Below are 19,487 nucleotides of genomic sequence, written 5' to 3' on the forward strand. Positions count from 1 at the left end.
GTTTGAATTCCACAAAAGTACAGAAAGCAGCTTGCTTAATGAAATTAAACAAAGCAGGCATGCAGATGGTTCTGCCTATTGTGGACGCATTTGCTCTATCAAGTCTTCGCGCAAACGGTACAATCCCTTTTCCAAACCGGCAGGGTAAAGGTGCGGGTTTACAAAACGTTTGATGCTGCTGTGCAGCTTGGACAGCTCTTCTTGCCGGTGTTGGCGAATGTCTTCCAAGCCGGGCAAGGGGTATACCAGTTGTCCCTTCTCGAAAACCGGCACCAGCAGTTCTTTATGCACAAAAGCTTCTGCCGAAAGACGTTTGCGGCGAATGGGGTCTTGCGGGTCCACGATGGTGAAGCTGTTGCCTTCCGGCGGATTGAGTTCGTTGTAAATCATATCACCTACATAAAGCCCGCGCGAACTGTCATAAAAACGTCTGACTTGCAGCTTACCGGGCACCGATACCTTGATGCTTTGTTCCGATAATTTGATTTTATATTCCCACTCACCATTTTGCAGGTTTTTCAAAGCGGCTATTTTGTACACACCGCCGAGGGCCGGTTGGTCAAAGGCAGTTACCAGCTTGGTGCCTATGCCCCATATGTCGATACGGGCACCTTGCTGCTTGAGGCTTTCGACAATATGCTCGTCCAAGTCATTGCTGGCTACAATCTTGGTATTGTGAAAGCCTGCTTCATCCAATAGCTTACGTGCTTCGATGCTCAAGTAAGCCAAATCGCCGGAGTCAAGCCGTATGCCGGCCAGTTCGTATCCACGGGCACGCAACTGCTGCCCTACCCGGATGGCTTTTTTTACTCCTTCCAAGGTATTGTAGGTGTCGACCAGCAGGATACAGTTGTTGGGCATGGCTTGTGCATAAGCTTCAAATGCTTCTTCTTCGCTGTCGAAAGACATGACCCAGCTGTGGGCGTGTGTTCCCTTGACCGGAATGCCCAGCAACTTGCCTGCCAACACATTGGAAGTGCCGTCGCACCCGCCGATATAAGCAGCGCGTGAGGCAGAAAAGCCCCCGTCGATGCCTTGTGCCCGCCGCAAGCCAAATTCCAGGACGGGGTCCTGTTGGGCTGCCAAGCGTATGCGTGCCGCTTTGGTGGCTATAAGTGTTTGAAAATTCATGATATTGAGCAGGGGCGTTTCCAAAATTTGGCACTGCCACAAAGGACCTTGTATGCGCAACAAGGGCTCGTTGGGAAAGACCACACTGCCTTCGGGCACTGCCATCACGTCGCACCGGAAACGGCTGTTTCGCAAGAAATCCAAAAAAGCTGCTTCGAACAGCGGTTTGCCGTCGTTGCCGCTAAGGCTGCTCAAATAACTCAGGTCTTCTTCCGTGAAAGAAAAATGCTGCAGATAGTCGATCACATCTTCCAAACCACAAGCTACCGTAAAGCCGCCTTGAAAGGGGTGTTTTCGGAAATAGAGATGAAAAATCGCTTCTTGTTCTGCCTTACCGCTTTTCCAATAGCCATATGCCATGGTGATTTGATACAAATCGGTATGCAGGCTAAGCGATTCCTTATAAAGTCGTGTGTGCATGTGTACTCTTTTTTTGAATGCAATAAATTGAAAATAATTATTATTTTTGAAATAAGTATGTGCAGTTTTTTCAAAGTATTTTTATGAAAGGCAAGGCGGTTCAGACTCAATTCCCTTCTATCATTCGCAGACGCATGTTCTATAGCACGGCAGCGGCTACTCTTTTGGTGATGTTTGCCGTATGGTCATCCTGGCTGTTGTGGCAAGACACAGAAGAAGAACATGCCTACATAGAAGAGGTGTTGTATCCTTCGCAACGATACTTGCTTTCGGTGAGTCAGTTGGTCGAACGCACCAACCAAGCCACTTTGTTCCGTATCTTGTTCGACGATGAAAAGTACGAGCTGGAGCACAACCGTCTGTGGAAATACGAGCTGCAGCCCTATATTGACAGCCTGCGTCATAAAGAGCAGCTTTGGCATAGCGTAGATGACCGCACCTTGCTTCAAGATGTGATTATCAGCCTGCAAAAGCTGCAAATCCAACAGCTGACTTTTATCAAGAAACACAAAATAGACAAAGCCTTTGAGAGTGAGCGTGAAATGTATGAGCAGGCAATAAGCGAAATACAGCAGGAAGCAAACACGCCCAGCCTGTTCGATGCCCCCTTGGCTACCGACTCGCTCACGGCGGCTGTGCCGCAGCAGGAAGATACGCTTACCGGCAGCCTGCCTGAAGAGGTCTCACCGGATTGGACCGAAGGCGGTTTGTTTGATGCCCCCTTAGAGACGGGCAGCCTTACCGGCAACAATCCCCTTCAGCAAGAGTTTGAAAGCAAAGTGGCACCTGTCAGTGACAAGGTGCAGGCAGAAATAGAGCGCTTATTGTTGAACTTTGACGGACAAATGCGCCTGTCGCGCGATTTGATAGCGCGCAACCGCCTATTGATGCTCATCGAAGGCTTTGCCGTGCTTATCATTCTTTTTGTATTGATGTTGCTGGGAAGCCGTTGGGCTTATATGCGACTGTCTTCCGGTTTGCGCCGCCTGCATCATTTCTTTGGTGAATTGGCCCAAACCAATGTTCCGGAGTCTGTGCCTGTTTCACAAGATGAATTGGGAAAGCTATGTGTGGATGGCGGTCAGATACGGGAAAATATGCAAATCATCCGGCATTTTGCCGAAGAAGTGGCACAAGGACATTTGGAAGCAGAGCTGGAAGGCTTGCCCGATGGTGAGGTGGCTTCTTCTTTGAAAAAAATGCGTCAGGCATTGATTGAGGTGGCACAAGAAGAGCGCGACCGGAGCTGGATAACCGAAGGGCTGAATCTTTTCGCCGAAATTTTGCGCCATACCGATGACGTGCAAGCAATGTATGATGAGCTGATGCGCGAGCTGGTCGGCTATGTGGGGGCACAGCAGGCTGCTCTTTTTGTGCTGAAAGCAGAAGAAGACGAAGAAGAAACACATTTGGCACTGACTGCCTTTTATGCTTTTGACCGCAAACGGTTGGTAAAAAAAGAAGTAGGCAAGGGCGAAGGTTTGGTGGGGCAATGCTGGGTGGAAGGTAATACCATTTATTTGCTCAAGGTGCCGGAACAGTATGTGGAAATTAGTGGTGGCATGGGCAGCGAAAAGCCGCGTTCGCTTTTGATTGTTCCCCTGAAAGCACGTGGACAAACGTTGGGCGTATTGGAGCTGGCTTCTTTTCATCCTTTTGGCGAAAAAGAGCGCCGTTTTATAGAAGAGCTGGCCGGCGATATTGGGTCCACGCTTCTGTCTCTCAAAAGTGCGGAGCAGACACGCCGTTTGCTTGAAGAGTCGCGCCTGATGACTGAACAAATGCGCCTGCAGGAAGAAGAGCTTCAAAATGAAATTGACCGCCTGGCAGGCGAAGTCAGAAAGCTTAAATACGAAAGCAAGGAGTACCGCAGTTTGCTGGATGCCATACGGGAAAAAGCCATCGTCATGGAGTTCGATAGCGCAGGCAATTTTATATATGTGAACGACCGTTTTTGTGAAGTGACAGGCTTCAGCAAAGAAGAGATATTGGGCAAATCACGCATGATGTATGCCCCGGCTGATGCCGATCCGGGCGAGTTCAACTTGCTGTGGTCGCAGTTGAGCAGTGGCATTTACCTGGAAAAAGAGCTTAAGCGTTCCAAAAAGGACGGAAGCCCTTTCTGGATGCGTGCGCAGCTCTTCCCTATTCATAATGACAAAGGGGAGTTCAAAAAAGTATTGTGTATTGCCACCGACATCACAGGTAAGGTGCAAAGCACACAACGCATGATGCGCTCGCAACAGGAGCTGAGCGCCAAGCAAGTGGCTTTTGAGCGTGCTTGCATCAGCATAGAAACAGACAAGCATTTTCATATTTTGGACATCAACGAATATACCTGCCGCTTGCTGGGCATTGAACGCGAGCAGGCATTACATGCCCATATTGATGAGTTGATTTTGGGACGCCTCGACTTCGAAGACCTCACCCGCCGCCTGGAACAGGACGAAGTAGTCACCGGCGATGTGTTGATGGCTGCCCAAGATTTTCAATATAAGTATGTGCGCTTAACAGCCGTGGCTGCGCGCAATATCAATCAAGAGATAGAGCATGTCTTTTTTATAGGCGTGGACCTGTCTGCCGATAAACATCATGAAATAGACCTCGAGGGCAAGGTGGAAGCACTTGAGAAAAAAGTGTATCGTTTGGAAAGAAATATTGAAGAGCTCAAGCAGCTTTAGTAGCTTTGCACAGTCTTGCAGGCTTCTTGAATCGTTACAACCGTTTTAAGCATGTCGAAACTATTTGTATTGAGTGAACAAGCGTCCATTGCCCATCATTATTTAACCGACCTGCGCTCGGTCGAAAGGCAGCAGGACAGGCGCCTCTTCTGGGACAGCATGGAACGCTTAGGTTTTTTGCTGGCTTATGAATTATCCAAACAACTCAACTACGAACAAGCCACTGTCAAAACACCCCTTGGCACCAAAGAGCATTACCGCTTGCCTGATGCGCCTGTTTTAGGCGTTATTTTAAGAGCAGCCATTCCGCTTTATGAAGGATTCCGCCGCATGTTTCCCGAAGCCGATACAGCTTTTGTGGGCGAGTACAGGAAAGAAGGTAGCGAAGCCGGTGGAGCAGAAGGCGTTGAGATTGAGCAATTCTATACTACTACGCCTGCCCTCGAGGGGCGCACACTCATTCTGATAGACCCTATGCTGGCAAGCGGAAAGTCTATTGTAACAGCCTACCGGGCGTTGGCGGCAAAAGGTGGCGAGCCTCAGGCACTACACATTGTATCGGTAATTGCGGCGCGTCAAGGTATAGAGTATGTACAGCAGCAACTGCCTTCTGCCCGTTGTTGGGTAGCTGACATCGACCCCGCGCTCAATCAAAAAGCTTACATAGTACCGGGCTTGGGTGATGCCGGCGACTTGGCTTTTGGCGAGAAGCTGTAGGGCAAGTGTTGCAGGCGTGTGCTTGGTTTATGCTCCGGGTGCCGGGTGGCAGATACAGCGGCTTTTGGTATTGACTTCTTTGAGTCTTGTCCCTTTTCATTTCGAGCGTAGGCGAGAAATGTCTTGCCTCCTGTAGCTTGGTTTGAAGAGATTTCTCACTACGCTGCGCTCCGTTCGAAATGACAAGCTGTATTTGTACAATTGCTTTCCTTGCTTTGTTAGCGAGCATCTCACTTTGTTATTTCAAGTATTCCTTTTGTCTTTTCGAGCGTTCCCCTTTTGTCATTTCGAGCGCAAGCGAGAAATCTCTTTTGCCGCCCGTAGTTTGGAAGGATGAGGCTTCTTGCCTCACTGCGTGAGACTCGAAACGTCAAGCTGCGTTTCGCTCAAAATAACGACAGAAGGGGAGGAGGAGGTGTATCGGCGCTTTTTCAGGGGGTATAAAAAAAAGAGGGACTTTTTTAAGGTCCCTCTTTTAAGCTTATGCAGATACTGCTTATTTCTGCACTACATATTCAAGTATTACGCTCTTACCTGAGCCTGAATTTTGAATGCTTTTTACTTTTATTACGCCTTTCTTGCCCATATCATTGACAAAGGCATATTTGCCATCCACAGTAATCACCATATAGTCTTGGCTGCTGCTGATGCCGAGCTCATCCACTTCTTCGGCAGTAGCAGTGGCAGGGTCCAGTGTAGTGCTTGCAAAGTAAGTGTCGGTGCTTGAAGACTTGTTGGCACCGGCAGAACCGAAGTTAAAGTTAGTGCCGAACAAGGCGGCGTCGTTATCAGAGGCACGCAAGGCGGGAGATATCAAAACAATCTTGCCGGCGCCTACGCTGCCACCGGTGCTTTGCCCAAGAGTAATGTCTATCTTGGCGGCATTGGTAGAGTCAAGAGCATCCACTTGTGAAGTGGTATATACGGTTCCGTTATCGGTACGCAGATAGCTGCCTTCGGTTGCGCCTTGGTCGCCCAAGGTGACTTCTACTATACCGCTGAGAGTTGGAGCAGAGCCACCGGCACCAATATCTACAGCTTCTACCCGGCCACTGCCGGCCTCGCCAACAGTAAAGAAGAAAGAGCGTTCGATGGTACGCCCACCGTTAGCACCTTTATCTTTGGCTATTACGCGCACTTCCACCTTAGTGCCATTGGTCCAGCTGCTGGCGATAGGGATGCTTAATGTGGCTTCGAAGGTGGTATTGTTTTCGGTAAAGCCACTTTTTTTAGGAAAGTTTTCAAGATTTTGATTGGGAAGCCCCGACACGACGAGCTGAACATCCACCTGCTTAAGTTTTTCCGGCGCATATACTTTTACACCTAAATTAAAGTTGGTACCTGAGTTGAAGGCATAGCTTGCCTCAGGTGTGCTGGTGAAGTCAATTGTTGGTAGAGGTGCGTCCGGATCTTTTTTGCAAGAGCTGAGAAACACAACACTGGCTGCTACCAGCAGGTTCAGTAAGATTACACTCACTTTTTTCATAGGACAAAACATTTTTTGTTGAACACGAATGTATACGTCAAATTTTGTGCCATGTTTACATTTTTGGTGAAACGTATGACAAAAAAACCTGCCCAAAGTGGCAGGTTTTTCTTTTTTTTCAGGAAGCCTCATCGATTAGGGGAACTTCACGCCTCTGGGGTTCAGGGCGTTGATATCAATCAACGGGATATTGGCATTATATGCCTTGTTGATATGACGCAAGAAAATATTTGCCATGATGGCATAGCCTTTGGGAGTGGGGTGCACTTGGTCAATAGAGAAGAAACCACCACTGAAAGGCGTGCCATCTACCTGCACACCTTCAATGCCTTGTCCGCTCAATACTTGCAACAAATAAGGATCCGTATCAATCACAGGAATGCCTGCAGCATCAGCCACTTGTTGAATAATGGTGTTGAAGGTAACTACGGCGGTAATTGCTTCTACCAGCTCGGCATAGTCCAACACATCCCGGTCAGCAATAGGGGTGGGAGTGTCGGGGGTGCCGTCGCCATCGGTATCGCTCATCCAGCCGCGGCCGGTGGCTATTTCGTCCTGCATAACCGGTGGGGTTGGCAGGGTTCAGGAAGTGATACAGCAGCAGATCTTGACTGGGATCCATCTGACGCACTTCAATTACACTGGCAGTAGCAGGGTCATCTACTACAATGACGGGGTAGTTATTACCTGCTTGAAAACCGGGATCAGAATAGCCGGCTAACTGATAAGCACCGTTAAGCTGTGCGGCAGTGGTTGCGTCCAGCGGAATAACGGGGAAGCTGCCTCCGGCTTGTTGGGCAACCAAAGCATTGGGTGCATATACATAAGGAATGGAAGTAACATTGGGAATGTTGGCTATAACACCTTTTGCCCCATTTTCGGTGAGCTTGTCAATAAGAGCTTGATAGTTGGTTTGGAAGGTAGCGGCATTGGTAATAGGGGAGGTGCCACCACTGGTAACAAAGCCCAATACGTCGTTGTTGCCCATCCAGCAGGTGAAGAAAGTGGGGGCTGCCTCACCTACCATGTCTATGTAACTGGTGGGATTGCCTGACTTTAAGCGTTCAAAATAAGGGTTTCCTTGGCTATACAGTGGATCTTGCAAGTTGGCTACAGCAATGCCCGGAATACCCAAGTTGTTAGGCAGGGGACCGCTGTAAGCTGTTAACTGGGCAGCACCGCCGGGTAAAGTTTGACCGGTAACAGCCAGGTTGTTGGTTTCGGTTTCTACGACTGGCACGCCGTTGTTGAAGCCGGTTACCTTGAGGTAACCACTGCCGTTTTCCTGTCCTTCGGGGAAGTAGGCTTGCACAAAGTCGCCACCACCCACCAGCTTGAATTGCTTGGCAATCAAGTTGGGATAAGAGGCTTCAATCCCTTCATTGTACACGCCGCCGTCCATATAACCGGCAGTAAGCGAGTTGCCTATGGCTACGTATTTGGTCAAGTCGATTTCGCTGCCTTTACTGATAGGCGACTCTATCTCAGGCTGGCAGGCCGTGAAGCCAAGGGCAGCAGCCATGGCTATGTATAATATGTTCTTTTTCATGGTTTTCTTTGTTTTGATTTGTATCTAAGGTCTTGATACTGTCAGCTTAGAAATTGTAAGACACACCGAATGAAGGAATATAAGCTTGGGTTTTGAAGGTGCCACTGATGGTGTTGGCATCGGTAGCTGCCAACTGGCTGCGTTTTTCTTTGTTTACAAACAAGAAGCCTGCATTAATATTCAGGTTGCCCAGTGAGTAGCCCAGGCCGGCAGTTAAACCCAATGCATTGGCATCGGGGGTTTCGGCGGTCATGTAACCTTCCGGCACAGGGGTGAAGTCATAGTAAGCACCCACACGTGCTTTCAAAGCGTCGGTTACGCCATACTCGGCGCCAATGCCTACTGTAATGGCATCTTTGTACTTACGCTTGGATACTGATTCAGTGGCTCCGCCAACAGGATCTTGGAATTCAAACTTCAGCTGTTCGTAGGCGCTCCATTGAGTATAACGCAGGTCGGTAGCTACGGTCAGCTTGTCGTTGCTGTAAGCAAAGCCAACAGTAAGCACGCCCGGCAGAGGCAGCGAAGAGCTGAACTTGGTGTTTTGCAGCTGTGCATTCTGCTGGAAGGTTTGGCTGGTACCTGTCAGGTCAAAGGTTACGTCGCCTTCTTTTACTTCCGACATCACTTTGGAGCGGTAGTTTACACCAAACGAAAATCCATCGGGCGATTTCACGAACAAGCCCACGTTATAGCCAAGGGCTGTTTCGGCCGTGCCTGTGAAATCAACCTCAGCAAAATTGCCGGTGGTAGGGTCTGCGATGCCACGCTTAAGGTTGATGCTACCCAGCACTACGTCCAAGCCGGCGCCAATGCCTATGTAATCGTTGATCATGAATGAAACCGTAGGTTGAATGTAGATAGCACGTAGCGACAGCTCACGCAGATAGGTTTGCTTAGGCCATCCGTCTTCCCATTTTACGGTAGAACCATAAGGCGTGAATACGCCAATACCTGCTTTCAGGCGTTTAACGCCGTTTTCATTTTCAGGACCGAAGCCGAAAGCTGCATAAAGATAGAAGGGCAGCGATACCGGGTTGTCGGTTTTGGCTTCGGCATAGTAAGGCTCATTTTCAAGGTAAGAGATGCGCGAGATGATGGGGCTTACCCCTGCTGACACCACGTTGCCCTCGAGCATAGCCACAGCACCGGGGTTGAAGAAAATGCTGGCCGCATCGGGCACCGCAGTGGCTACATTACCCATGCTGGTTTGTCGAACGCCTTGCAGCACCACTTGGAAGCCGCCGGCGTAAGCCGCAAAGCTGCTGGCTCCGACCAATAGGCTAAGTACTAATTTTTTCATAATACATTACGTTTTGTTTTTACTGAAAATACAAAGCAAATATAAAATAAGTATTCATTCATACTAAAAAAAAGTGATATTTTTTAATTGTACTATACAACTTTTAAGTTTTTTATATTGCTAAAAGCGGGTGGTGTGAAATTTAAAAAGTAACTTATGTTTGCATACCTAACATAGTGGTATGTATATTCGTATGTTTTATAATATTGCGCACTAAAAAACGAGCAAAGAAGAGTCTATGATGCAAGAAGAAGACAAAGCAGCTGAAGTGGCTCTACGCCTGGATGCCATCTCTGCCAATCTGTTATACCCGAGCGAAACCGATGAGCCTTTTGAAGGCTTTTATTGGTTGGTGGAAAAGAGTGAAGGACCGCTTTCCAAAGAAGAGGTACGCGAAATATTGGCGCTTGCCCCCGGAGTGCCTATAGAGGAACGTTCGTTCGATGCTTTTTTCTATCCGGTAGCCGTGCCGCAAGACTGGCACACAGAGGAAGAGCTGGACATGGTCGATCAGTTTCAAGAAATGATTTTTGAATTGCGTAAGCTGGTGCGCAAGCCCCAAGTGTTTGTGGTGGGCAATGTAGAAAAAGATGTTTATATCGTAGGCAAGGCAAAAGAAGGTAACTTCTGGGCAGGCCTGAAGACCAAGATAGTAGAGACCTGAGGGGCGCTTGAGTAGCTGTGGGTACAAAAAATAAAAAGCGGGGCAATCAAACGCCCCGCTTTTGTTGTTTCATTTGCATTTATGGCTATTGCAACAATCCTTCATATTTTTGAAGCCACTGTTTGTATTGAGCGGCTTCGGGCAGCTGATACTGCTCAAACACCTGCACGATATGGTTGAGTGTGTACAAGTTTGCCATGAGGTTGCGTGAGTAAAGGTCCTGCTGCCGCAGCGCATACTCTATTTCCTCTTTGGCTCTTCTTGCCATGACTTCTGCCATTTCTTTGGCTTTAGCGGGTTCATCCACCAGCAAGAGCAGCTGAATATACTGAACGGAATACACGTCGTAGGGAACAGAGGCGTCGGGCATCAAGCGCAGGCTTTCGAGTAGCGCCTTTTTTGCTTTGTCTTTCTTGCCCTCCATAATCAGCTGCTCTGCCAGGCGGGCAAAAGCATTGCGGGCAATGAGCACAAAGCGACGATAGTCTTCATTGTAGTGTATGTCGGGGCGATCAAGGTTTCGCCAGAACATCTTTTTCATCATGTTTTCATACATGATATCGGTGTTCACGAATATGTCGCCGGCCCCTCCCAGCTTGATGGGGGTAAGGCGGTAAGCAAAGCCTTCGGCCTGCAGGTAGGGCTCCAAGCCCATGTAGTCGGTGCTGCCCAGGGTGGGGGCAAAGTAGATGGGGCGTTCCCATCCGTTGGCATTGTTCGTGGCTACGACATTCAGTACAGCCAGGCTGTTCTTAAAGAACTGCTCAATGGGCAAGGTCCATTCCATGTGGCCGGGAAGGTTCTGCGCCTTGTCTTTGGGCAGCCAAGACTGCACTTTGCCGGGGTCTATGTTTAACTTCAAGTACACCTTTTGAGAAGGTAAGATGGCAATGGCGTTGCCATACTCCGGATTGGGCACACGCACCACCGGATGGTTCTCCTGCAATAGCTTAAAGAATGTATTTAAGTCAACACCTTTTTGATATAGCGCTTCGGCTTGTGCACTGCCAAGCTGCGGGGCTTTCATGACCACCACTTGCTCGTTGACGCCGGCAGCAAAGTCTTTTTCTTCAAGCGAGATAGGCAGAGGGGTAGATTCGTACACCTGCCGTTTCATCTGCGAAATATACCAGTCGGTAGCAAAGAGACTGAGATTGCACACACGTACGTCGGTGCGGAATCCTTCCACTTCCTGCACATACCACAGCGGGAAGGTGTCGTTGTCGCCCGCTGTAAACAAGATGGCATTGGGTGCACAAGAGTTGAGAATGTTCTTTGCCATGTCCACTTGGAAGTAGCGGTCTGAGCGGTCGTGGTCGTCCCAGCCTTCGGTTGCCATGATGCCCGGCACAGGCAGGCACAGAGCAGTTGCCAAAGCAGCTTGCAGCTGTTTGTTTTTTACAAGACCATTAATCAAATCGGCTAAGGCCATCACGCCGAAGCCTATCCACATGGCAAAAGCGTAGAAAGAGCCTACATAAATATAGTCACGTTCGCGGGGTTCGATGGGTGGGGAATTAAGATAAAGCACCAAGGCAATGCCCATGAAGAAGAAAAGCAGAAGGGTAAAGTAAAACACTTGGCGGTTGCGGGCATATACAAAGAACAAGCCCAAGAGGCCTAATAGAAGAGGCAGGCTGTAGTATTGGTTACGGGCTTTGTTTTTTGCCAGCAATTCCGGCAAGCCCTTGTCGCTGTCCCAAGGCGCCAAGAAGCCGGCATTTTGAATGTCGCTCTCCCTGCCTGCAAAATTCCACATAAAATAGCGGAAATACATATGTCCGATTTGGTGCTTCAGCAAGAAAGCAATATTGTCGGCAAAAGTGGGCTCTTCGCCTTCCCGCAAGCCTAATATCTGGCGGTACATGCGCACATGGCTGCCCTCACGGCTGTATATGCGCGGAAAAAGCATGTTTTTATCATAGGTATAGGTCTCTTTGTAGTCGTAAATCACATATTTGCCTTCCGCTTCATCCTTGCGGTAAAGGGGCGCTGCCTTCTCACTGCGAACAGGGCGGGCTGTAAACACAGGTCCATAGAGCAAGGGGCGATCGCCGTATTGCTCGCGTTTCAGGTAAGAAACAATGCGTATGGCATCGCTGGGGTCGTTCTCGTTGATAGGCGGGTTGAATTGCGCCCGTATCAGCACAATACCGTAGGAGCCATACCCTATCAAGACGAGCGTAAGCATGAGCAGTGCCAGGTGGAGGGCGTGTTTTTGTTTGCGGAAGCTAAAGACCAATCCCCAGAGCAGCCCCCCTAACAACAGAAGGCCGAAGAAGATTAAACCGCTGTTGAAAGGCAGATTCAAGGAGTTTACAAAGAATATTTCAAATTTTCCGGCAAGTTCGGGCAGCCCCGGAATGATGAAAACGATAATAGCCAAGATAATGGCACCGCCAATAGCCATTGCCCATACTGCGCCCCAGAAAGTAGGCCGGGCTTGTTTTTCTTGCTGTTTCTTGTAGTAGTAAATAAGTGCGAGCGCCGGCAGGCACACCAAGTTCAAGATGTGTACACCTATGGAAAGACCTACCATATAGGCAATGAGCAATAGCCAGCGTTGTGCCTTTTGAGGGTCTTCGGTTTGTTCCCATTTGAGCATTGCCCAAATCACAAAGGCAGTGAAGAAGGAAGACATGGCATAGACTTCTGCCTCTACGGCAGAGAACCAAAAGGAGTCACTAAAGGTATAAGCCAGCGCACCAATGCCTGACGCCCCCAGGATAAGCAGGGTATCGGCCGGAGTAGGCGACTTTTGGCGTCCGGCGGGCAAGAGTTTAAGCGCCAGCATGCCGATGCTCCAAAAAAGAAAGAGAATGGTGAAGCCGCTGGCAAGTGCGGAGCTCAGGTTGATAAAGTAAGCAACTTTATATACATCGCCGGCTGCCAGAAACGAAAACAGGCGATTGAAAAGCAGAAAGAAAGGGGCACCAGGTGGGTGGGGAACTTCCAGCTTATAAGAGCAGGCAATAAATTCACCACAATCCCAGAAGCTGGCAGTGGGTTCCAGGGTCAACCAATAGACCGTGGTGGCTATAAGAAAAATGAGCCAGCCTGCTATGGTATTCATTCGTTGAAAGTGCTTCATTGTTATTGGATTTGTTTAATGTTATGTGTGTGTTTCTTGCTTCAACCTTTTTTATAAAGAAAAAGGGGAATGTTGCATTTTGGCGGCTTAATATTACAAAAAACCTAAAGACAAAAGAAACCGCCATAGAGGCTATGGCGGTTCAGCAATAAGAAAAAGCGATGCTTTTTTCAAGAGGTGCTGTCGGTAGCACTCTCCTGCAGAAGGTAAGCCTTGATGAAGTCGTCCAGCTCGCCATCCAAGACAGACTGCACGTCGCTGGTCTCTACGCCTGTGCGCAGGTCTTTGACCAACTTATAGGGGTGCAATACATAATTGCGAATCTGCGAGCCCCATTCAATTTTCTTTTTGGTGCTTTCTATCTTGGCACGCTCTTCTTCACGCTTTTGTAATTCCAGTTGATAGAGGCGCGAGCGTAACATCTGCAGTGCTTTTTCCCGGTTTTGGTGCTGCGAGCGCTCCTGCTGGCATTCCACCACAATGCCGGAGGGGATATGGCGGACGCGTACGGCCGTTTCCACTTTGTTTACGTTTTGCCCCCCTTTACCACCGGAACGGAAAGTGTCCCACTCCAGGTCGGCAGGGTTGATCTCTATTTCTATGCTGTCGTCCACGACCGGATACACAAAGACAGAGGCAAATGAAGTATGCCGGCGCCCACTGGCATCGAAGGGCGAAACACGCACCAAACGGTGTACACCTATTTCTGACTTTAAGTAGCCGTATGCAAAATCACCTTCTACTTCTATGGAAGCAGACTTGATACCGGCCACTTCGCCGGCTTGGTAGTTGAGCTCATGCACCTTATAGCCGTGCTTCTCTGCCCACATGATATACATGCGCAGCAGCATAGAAGCCCAGTCCTGGCTTTCGGTACCGCCCGCACCGGGGTTGATTTCCACGATGGCACTGAGTGCGTCTTCTTCGCGCCCGAGCATGCGCTTGAGCTCCAGGTCTTCGAGCATGCGCATCGCTTCTTGGTAGGCTTTTTCGACCTCGGTTTCGTTGCCCTCGCCTAACTCCAGGAACTCGTAAAGCACCTCCAGATCCTCTACTTTACGCAGCAACGCTTCGTAGGGAACGACCCACCCTTTGAGCCGCTTGATGTGCTGCATCGTTTTTTGCGCTTCGTCGGGGGTGTCCCAAAAGCCTGCTTGCGTAGTTTTTTCTTCTAATTGCTTGATTTCTTCTTTTCGCCGGGCGTAGTCAAAGATAACCTCCCAAAGCCGCAACACCGGCTTTTAACTCCTTCAGTTGTTCTTGTGTCATGCTTTTACTTGTTTTTGTTTCCTGCAAATATACATGATTCATGCTTATCAAGAGACAAGAGAAATACGAAAGCTGTCTGTCATCTCGAACGAGCGAGGCGAGTGAGAGCGCTCGTCAATTCAAGCTACAGAAAAAATGCAATAGATTTCTCGCTGCGCCCGAAATGACAAAGAGGCATGCTCGACATGATAAGAAGGGGGCAATAACAAAAGGATGATGGGAAAAGGAGCTGCTTAAAGAGAGTAAGGCACCGGAAAGAACAATAGTAGCTTTCATTATGCATGTGTAATGGTTTAGGGTATAAAATTTTAAAAAAACTAGTTTTGTTGTCATTGGTTCAAAATTATGTTTTGTTTTGGCTTATTCGATTGTTTTTCTATTGGTGCTTGGTGTTTAAATGTTGTTTAAAAATTTGGTAATTTGGAAATAAAATCAATATATTTGGGCTGTAAGTTTATTCTAAACAAAAACCAAAAAAACAAGTCTTATGAGAAATCGTGTACTCATGAGTTTTGTCTTGGCGCTGTTGACAAGCCTCTGGGCTTTTGCGCAAGACAGAACAATCTCCGGTACCGTCAAAGATGACCAGGGACAACCCCTGCCCGGAGCCAGCGTGTATGTGAAGGACAACCCGTCTATCGGGACCGTGACCGACGCCAACGGTAGCTTCACCTTGACCGTGCCCGAAGGCGCTACCTTGGTAGTTGACTTTGTAGGGTATCAACAGCAAGTGATTACCGTGGGCACCCAGACCTCTCTGGATGTTTCATTGAAGCCCATGGGCTTAGAGGAAGTGGTGGTTACCTCTTATGGTACTATCGACAAGCTGAGCATCAGCGGTTCAGTAGCTGCCGTAAAAGGTGAAGATTTTGAGAACCTGCCACTCCAGACCTTTGACCGTGCCGTGCAAGGCCGTCTCTCCGGTGTTTTGGTGCAGGCAACCAGTGGTGCTCCCGGTGGAGCATTGACCTTCCGTATCCGTGGTACCGGCTCTGCCTGCTGCCTCTAATGCACCGCTCTATATCGTAGATGGCGTACAAATACAAGGCGGGGCTTTGTCCGGACAAGGTTCTAACAACGTATTGGGGGGCATCAACCCCAATGACATTGAATCTATTCAGGTATTGAAAGATGCTTCGGCCGCAGCTATCTATGGTGCACAAGCAGCCAATGGTGTGGTAATTATCCGTACCAAGCGTGGAAAGGGCAAGCCTCAGTTTACTTTGAGTGTGCAAGAAGGTATTAATCAGCCTTTGAATCCGTACAAAGTATTGAATGGACGTCAATTTGCTCAAATCAAGAAAGAAGCTTGGGAAAACCTGAACGGACCCGGCTCTTATTATCCTTCCGGAGCAGCGAGATATGGCGATCCTGATGATCCGAACCTGACCAACTTCGACTGGGTGAATGAGTTGTTCCGAACCGGACGCCTGAGCTCTTACTCATTGTCTGCAAGCAAAGGTGATGACAAAGGCTCATTCTTTGTGAGTGGTGCTTACGACAGACAAGACGGACAAGTTATCAAAAACTATTGGGAGCGCTATGTGTTGCGCTTGAACACTACCCAGCAACTTTCCGACCGCTTGTCCTTGGATATGACCTTGAATGTGTCGAACCAAAAGATCTTTGGGTCAATTTCCAATGATATTGTATCAAGTGGTGCTGTTGGTAACTACCTGAACTCGCCTTTCTTTGGTGCGTTTGTTGCTACTCCCACTACCTCGCCTTATAATCCTGATGGAACCTATGCCCAGCGTAGCGATGGTTTGTGGGCTTTCAACTACAACATTGTACAAGGGGTGAACGAAGAGCGCCGCGAAGGCTCTATCTTCAAGACCATCAGCTCCATGCAGTTGAATTATCAGATCTATAGAAGGTTTGAAACTGGTTGCTTTTGGTGGTATTGACTACTCTGTAAACAAGGACTTTAACTTCCGTCCGGCGACAATCCCTGCTTTTGCTTCTAACCGTGGTTTAATCAGCGAAACTTATAGACGTGAATTTGACTATAACGTAAGCGCAACGCTGAACTTCCAGCGCACCTTTGCTGATGTACATAATGTGGCTGTTATTGCCGGTGGGGAAGTGAGAAACGAGAACTATACATTTACCAGTGCACAAGGGCGTAACATGCCCAGCCAGTCTCTCTCTGCATTGAGCTCTACTACCGATCCCCGCTCGGTAGGTGGAAGCACTTCCGAGTATATTCGTCAAGGTATTTTTGGTAAGGTGCAGTACAATTATGCCGGTAAATACTACTTGGATGCAACCCTTCGTCGTGATGGCACTTCTCGTTTCGGTGAAAATAATCAATATGGTACTTTCTGGGGAGTATCCGGTGCATGGGCGCTTTCCGAAGAAAGCTTCATGGATAATATTGCTTTCTTGTCCAACTTGAGACTTCGGGCCGGATATGGTAAAGTAGGTAATGCTGAAATTGGAAACTTCCTGAACGTGAACCGGCTATGGTGCCTTAGGACAGTACTTGGGCGATCCTGGTTTGGGCTTCCTCATTCGAGGCAACCCCAACTTGACTTGGGAAACTTCCTATCAATTAAACGTAGGCTTGGATTTTGGCTTCTTTGCCGACCGTCTGTATGGTTCAGTAGATCTCTGGGACAAGAAAAACGAAAACCTACTTTTCCCGGTTGACCTGGTTAATGATGCCGGCTCTCCGAACTTCATTACCGACAATGCCGACGGCGTTATCCGTAACCGTGGTATTGACGTAGAGTTGGGTGGTGTGCCTTTGGATAAGGGAGACTTTAAGTGGGCGTCAAGCTTCAACATCTCTTTCTTGGAAAACAAGGTGGAGCGTTTGCCTGACGACCAGTCTCGTGTCAATGTTGGAGGAATTACCTTGCATAAAGGACAGCCCATTGGCGTTTGGTGGCTACCTGAGTATGCAGGGGTGAATCCGGCTACCGGTATTCCTATGTATTATGATAAAGATGGTAACATTACCTATACACCTACTCAGCAGGACAATAAGTTCTTAGGTTCTAACACCCCCAACTTCTTCGGTGGTTGGAACAACGTGTTCTCTTACAAAGGCCTGTCGTTGACAGTCTTCTTCCAGTATCAGATTGGTAACAAAACCTTTAATGGTGACTTCTGGGCAAACATCTTGAATGGTGCGCCTGACGGAAGCAACCAGTCTGTGTTGATTTTGGATCGCTGGCAGCAGCCGGGCGATGTCACCAGCATGCCTAAGCCTATTGAAAGGTGGCGTGTACTGCAAATGGTGGCGGTTTCTTTGCTTCAAGCTTCTATTTGGAAGACGCTTCTTATGTGCGTTTGAAGCAGTTGACCTTATCTTACGATGTGCCTCAAAGCATCATGAAGTCGATTGGTGCCAGAAGCCTGCGTGTATATGTGCAAGGCTTGAACCTCTGGACTTGGACCAAGTCCAACTTGATGGACCCCGAGGTAGTAAACGCCAATGCTTTGAATGGTGCTTTGGCTTCTACCATCATCAACTATCCGAACCCCAAGCAGTTTAGTGCGGGTATTCAGTTAGGTTTCTAACCAAATCAAAATAAGAATTGCTATGAGAAAAATATATAGTTCTATTGATGGCGGCTGCTCTTTACAGTGTTTATGCTGCCGTCATGTGACTTTCGAACCCCGATGCGAACAACCTAATTGGTCGATGAGCAGTCTAGACGCCGGGGCAGCCAGAGGGTTATTTAAATACAGCCTATCGCACCTTGCATGCTTTCAGCTACTATGGCCAAGAGATGATGGTCATGGGTGATGTGTTGGCAGATAATGCTGACATAGCCAACAACACCGGGCGTTATGTGGCAGAAAATGCCAACCAAATCTATGCACATTATGGGTTTTGGTCCACATGCCTATGCTGCCATCATAGGTTATGCCAACTTGGCTATTGACGCGGCAGAGACAGCTGTTGGCAGATGGTAACAATGAGATGTCGCAGCATCCAGCTGCCACCAAATTATAGGGCAGGCCCTGTTTCTTCGTGCACTCTGTCACTTCGATGTTAGCTCGTGCCTACGGCTATGAGCCGGGTTTGGAGGTGAGGTGGCTTTAACCTGAGTGCCGTGATTCGGGATACAGCACCGGTATTAAAGGACCCTGGATGATGCGGCTCCCAAGGCGCGTGCTACCAATAGCGAGGTCTATGATTTTAGTGAATCAATGACTTGCTTGACAGCGTGCCATCACCTTGCTGGATGGCAACGATCCGGCTGATGCTGCCTCTATCGTGCCGGTAAAGCTGCCGCACAAGCGCTTTTGGCACGTGTGTATCTGTATAGAGGCTCTGCGGCAGAGGGAGACTTTACAAACGCACTTGCGCTTGCCGACTCCGCTATGGCCAATACCGAGGCAGAACTGTCTCCTTTTCTGTCGCAGTATTTCTCCTCTCCGCTTAATAGCATCTCTGAGCTGGGATGTTGTAGCCGACTGGTTGGGCGAGGCACTGGGACAGGCACCTAAACCACACCGTGAGTCTATCTTTGAATTGGATATTGATGGTACGACAGGATTGGAGCACCGTTGATGGCGTGAACAACTCCTTAAGCTCCTCTAACCAACAATTATATCAGTGGAAACAACTTTAGCGTGAAAATATCTGATGATTTGTTGGGGGATTCTGCAAGGCTGATCCCCAGGCGTGACGTAAGACAATATTTGTACGGCACCGGTGGCTGGAGAAGTAAGAAAGTGGCGTGGTAATGCAACGACCAACGGTGATCCTAACTGCCGCAACATACCAGTAATCCGCTATTCGGAAGTGCTTGCTTATCAAAGCAGAAGCAGCTGCGCGTGCCGGTGACATATCAACGGCGCACACAGTGCCTTAAATGACATTTAAGGATACCCCGTTATTTTGCAGCAACATCCTGCACCTTCAGATCCTGATGATTTGCTGGATGCAATTCTTACCGAACGCAGAAGAGAGTTTGCTTTTGAAGGACAGCGCTTCTTTGACCTGAAGCGCTCTGGGCAAGCGATATATTGAAAGATGGTGGCGCACCGGCTTTGCCTTATAACGATTTCCGTGTGTTGGCACCCCTTTCTAATCAAGACATCATTACTTCCGGTGGTGTATTGGAGCAAAACCCCGGCTATAATTAATCAATCAATTCTTGCACTTAGGGTAACCGGTATTTTGCCGGTTACCTTTTGCAAGAAAGGTGGGTATATA

The 19,487-nt window shown here is 48.5% G+C and carries 16 protein-coding genes; 9 read left to right on the forward strand and 7 right to left on the reverse strand.

Annotation, left to right across the window (positions count from 1 at the left end; all coding sequences use genetic code 11):
- Nucleotides 1–75 precede the first annotated feature (75 nt).
- Nucleotides 76–1,551: a nicotinate phosphoribosyltransferase gene (locus QVE43_RS10525; protein WP_288006969.1), complete on the reverse strand. Its 1,476-nt coding sequence runs from the start codon at nucleotides 1,549–1,551 to the stop codon at nucleotides 76–78.
- A gap of 83 nt (nucleotides 1,552–1,634) precedes the next feature.
- Between QVE43_RS10525 and QVE43_RS10530 the strand changes: the two genes are divergently transcribed.
- Both QVE43_RS10530 and upp read left to right on the forward strand, forming a co-directional pair.
- Entirely contained in the window at nucleotides 1,635–4,232 is a 2,598-nt protein-coding gene (locus QVE43_RS10530) for a PAS domain S-box protein (RefSeq protein ID WP_288006971.1), read from the forward strand.
- A gap of 51 nt (nucleotides 4,233–4,283) precedes the next feature.
- A complete protein-coding gene (gene upp, locus QVE43_RS10535; protein WP_288006973.1) occupies nucleotides 4,284–4,949 on the forward strand; it encodes a uracil phosphoribosyltransferase in 666 nt (221 codons plus the stop codon).
- Nucleotides 4,950–5,445: 496 nt separating this feature from the next.
- Here upp and QVE43_RS10540 read toward each other — a convergent pair whose 3' ends face one another.
- The 4 genes from QVE43_RS10540 to QVE43_RS10555 all read right to left on the reverse strand — a co-directional run bounded on the left by QVE43_RS10540 (nucleotide 5,446) and on the right by QVE43_RS10555 (nucleotide 9,287).
- Nucleotides 5,446–6,435, reverse strand: a complete 990-nt coding sequence (locus QVE43_RS10540) for a hypothetical protein (protein ID WP_288006975.1) — start codon at nucleotides 6,433–6,435, stop codon at nucleotides 5,446–5,448.
- A gap of 135 nt (nucleotides 6,436–6,570) precedes the next feature.
- Nucleotides 6,571–6,996, reverse strand: a complete 426-nt coding sequence (locus tag QVE43_RS10545) for an SGNH/GDSL hydrolase family protein (protein ID WP_288006977.1) — start codon at nucleotides 6,994–6,996, stop codon at nucleotides 6,571–6,573.
- Nucleotides 6,911–7,984, reverse strand: coding sequence for an SGNH/GDSL hydrolase family protein (locus QVE43_RS10550; protein ID WP_288006979.1), 1,074 nt, complete (start codon nucleotides 7,982–7,984; stop codon nucleotides 6,911–6,913). Before QVE43_RS10550 ends, QVE43_RS10545 begins: the two co-directional genes overlap by 86 nt.
- 46 nt (nucleotides 7,985–8,030) lie before the next feature.
- Nucleotides 8,031–9,287, reverse strand: a complete 1,257-nt coding sequence (locus tag QVE43_RS10555) for an OmpP1/FadL family transporter (protein ID WP_288006981.1) — start codon at nucleotides 9,285–9,287, stop codon at nucleotides 8,031–8,033.
- Between the two features lie 238 nt (nucleotides 9,288–9,525).
- On the opposite strand from QVE43_RS10555, the gene QVE43_RS10560 reads away from it, so the two are divergent.
- On the forward strand, nucleotides 9,526–9,951 hold the full coding sequence (locus tag QVE43_RS10560) for a nuclease A inhibitor family protein (protein WP_051633142.1): 426 nt from the start codon (nucleotides 9,526–9,528) through the stop codon (nucleotides 9,949–9,951).
- Nucleotides 9,952–10,036: 85 nt separating this feature from the next.
- Here QVE43_RS10560 and QVE43_RS10565 read toward each other — a convergent pair whose 3' ends face one another.
- Together QVE43_RS10565 and prfB are read right to left on the reverse strand one after the other, a co-directional pair.
- The gene (locus QVE43_RS10565; protein ID WP_288006984.1) at nucleotides 10,037–13,024 is read right to left on the reverse strand and encodes a DUF2723 domain-containing protein; all 2,988 of its coding nucleotides are present in this window, start codon (nucleotides 13,022–13,024) and stop codon (nucleotides 10,037–10,039) included.
- A 188-nt stretch (nucleotides 13,025–13,212) separates the two neighbouring features.
- Nucleotides 13,213–14,311 (reverse strand): peptide chain release factor 2 gene (gene prfB, locus QVE43_RS10570; RefSeq protein ID WP_288006986.1). Its coding sequence is split into 2 segments (ribosomal slippage): nucleotides 13,213–14,250 and nucleotides 14,252–14,311, totalling 1,098 coding nucleotides; the frame shifts between segments, so codons are not numbered across the junction.
- 487 nt (nucleotides 14,312–14,798) lie between these two features.
- On the opposite strand from prfB, the gene QVE43_RS10575 reads away from it, so the two are divergent.
- The 6 genes from QVE43_RS10575 to QVE43_RS10605 all read left to right on the forward strand — a co-directional run bounded on the left by QVE43_RS10575 (nucleotide 14,799) and on the right by QVE43_RS10605 (nucleotide 19,301).
- Nucleotides 14,799–15,320: a carboxypeptidase-like regulatory domain-containing protein gene (locus tag QVE43_RS10575; RefSeq protein ID WP_288006988.1), complete on the forward strand. Its 522-nt coding sequence runs from the start codon at nucleotides 14,799–14,801 to the stop codon at nucleotides 15,318–15,320.
- Nucleotides 15,292–16,218, forward strand: a complete 927-nt coding sequence (locus QVE43_RS10580) for a TonB-dependent receptor plug domain-containing protein (protein ID WP_288006991.1) — start codon at nucleotides 15,292–15,294, stop codon at nucleotides 16,216–16,218. Before QVE43_RS10575 ends, QVE43_RS10580 begins: the two co-directional genes overlap by 29 nt.
- A gap of 578 nt (nucleotides 16,219–16,796) precedes the next feature.
- A complete protein-coding gene (locus QVE43_RS10590; protein ID WP_288006993.1) occupies nucleotides 16,797–17,612 on the forward strand; it encodes a TonB-dependent receptor domain-containing protein in 816 nt (271 codons plus the stop codon).
- Nucleotides 17,609–17,839, forward strand: a complete 231-nt coding sequence (locus tag QVE43_RS10595) for a hypothetical protein (protein WP_288006995.1) — start codon at nucleotides 17,609–17,611, stop codon at nucleotides 17,837–17,839. Before QVE43_RS10590 ends, QVE43_RS10595 begins: the two co-directional genes overlap by 4 nt.
- Nucleotides 17,840–18,112: 273 nt before the next feature.
- On the forward strand, nucleotides 18,113–18,238 hold the full coding sequence (locus tag QVE43_RS10600) for a hypothetical protein (RefSeq protein WP_288006996.1): 126 nt from the start codon (nucleotides 18,113–18,115) through the stop codon (nucleotides 18,236–18,238).
- Nucleotides 18,239–19,205: 967 nt separating this feature from the next.
- On the forward strand, nucleotides 19,206–19,301 hold the full coding sequence (locus tag QVE43_RS10605; protein ID WP_374758352.1) for a RagB/SusD family nutrient uptake outer membrane protein: 96 nt from the start codon (nucleotides 19,206–19,208) through the stop codon (nucleotides 19,299–19,301).
- Nucleotides 19,302–19,487: the final 186 nt, after the last annotated feature.

The organism is Thermonema sp. (assembly GCF_026003375.1).
In the GTDB taxonomy this organism is placed as follows: Bacteria; Bacteroidota; Bacteroidia; order Cytophagales; family Thermonemataceae; genus Thermonema; species Thermonema rossianum.

What these genes read in the sequence shown, in the direction of transcription:
- QVE43_RS10600 (WP_288006996.1), top strand. Translation starts at nt 18,113, where the DNA reads ATGTGGCAGAAAATGCCAACCAAATCTATGCACATTATGGGTTTTGGT.
- QVE43_RS10530 (WP_288006971.1), top strand. Translation starts at nt 1,635, where the DNA reads ATGAAAGGCAAGGCGGTTCAGACTCAATTCCCTTCTATCATTCGCAGA.
- QVE43_RS10545 (WP_288006977.1), bottom strand. Translation starts at nt 6,996, where the DNA reads ATGCAGGACGAAATAGCCACCGGCCGCGGCTGGATGAGCGATACCGAT.
- QVE43_RS10565 (WP_288006984.1), bottom strand. Translation starts at nt 13,024, where the DNA reads ATGAATACCATAGCAGGCTGGCTCATTTTTCTTATAGCCACCACGGTC.
- QVE43_RS10540 (WP_288006975.1), bottom strand. Translation starts at nt 6,435, where the DNA reads ATGAAAAAAGTGAGTGTAATCTTACTGAACCTGCTGGTAGCAGCCAGT.
- QVE43_RS10560 (WP_051633142.1), top strand. Translation starts at nt 9,526, where the DNA reads ATGATGCAAGAAGAAGACAAAGCAGCTGAAGTGGCTCTACGCCTGGAT.
- QVE43_RS10550 (WP_288006979.1), bottom strand. Translation starts at nt 7,984, where the DNA reads ATGAAAAAGAACATATTATACATAGCCATGGCTGCTGCCCTTGGCTTC.
- upp (WP_288006973.1), top strand. Translation starts at nt 4,284, where the DNA reads ATGTCGAAACTATTTGTATTGAGTGAACAAGCGTCCATTGCCCATCAT.
- QVE43_RS10525 (WP_288006969.1), bottom strand. Translation starts at nt 1,551, where the DNA reads ATGCACACACGACTTTATAAGGAATCGCTTAGCCTGCATACCGATTTG.
- QVE43_RS10575 (WP_288006988.1), top strand. Translation starts at nt 14,799, where the DNA reads ATGAGAAATCGTGTACTCATGAGTTTTGTCTTGGCGCTGTTGACAAGC.
- QVE43_RS10555 (WP_288006981.1), bottom strand. Translation starts at nt 9,287, where the DNA reads ATGAAAAAATTAGTACTTAGCCTATTGGTCGGAGCCAGCAGCTTTGCG.